We start from the raw sequence: 503 nt of genomic DNA on the forward strand, positions 1-503 counted from the left end.
CCGTCGACGTCCCCCTGCCGTTCCGCGTCGACGCCGGGTCCTGACCGGAACACCCGGTGGACGGTTCGCGATCGCACACCGCGCGGGTCACCTCCGCCGCCCCGCGGCGACTCCGAGGGGGCCGTCAGGTCCGCGCGATCGTCCCCAGGACCCGATCCAGGGCGTCGAGTGCCTCGTCCAGTTCGGCGGTGGTGACCGTCAGCGGCGGCCGGAACCGGATGCCGCGCTGCCCGGTGCCGATCATCAGCACGTGCTCGTCGACCCGCAGGTGGGTGAGCACGGCGTCGCGCACCGCCGGTGTGGGCAGGGTGAACGCACACATCAGGCCGCGCCCTCGGGGCTCGCCGCCCAGCCGGTGGCGGACGGCGAGCTGCTTCAGCCCGGACAGCAGATGTGCCCCGGTCATCCGCGCTCGGTCGACGAGCCGGTCCCGCTCGATCACCTCGAGAATGCGCCGGGCACGGACCATGTCGGTCAGGTTGCCGCCCCAGGTGGAGTTCAGG

General features: G+C 73.4%; 1 protein-coding gene. It reads right to left on the reverse strand.

Features of this window, described 5'->3' with window-relative positions; genetic code table 11:
• Positions 1–124: 124 nt before the first annotated feature.
• Positions 125–503 (reverse strand): aminotransferase class III-fold pyridoxal phosphate-dependent enzyme (locus OEY_RS28535; RefSeq protein ID WP_043805508.1); only part of this gene is annotated, 379 nt, incomplete at its 5' end.

This window comes from Rhodococcus sp. P14 (genome assembly GCF_000256505.1).
Taxonomy (GTDB): domain Bacteria; phylum Actinomycetota; class Actinomycetes; order Mycobacteriales; family Mycobacteriaceae; genus Rhodococcus; species Rhodococcus ruber.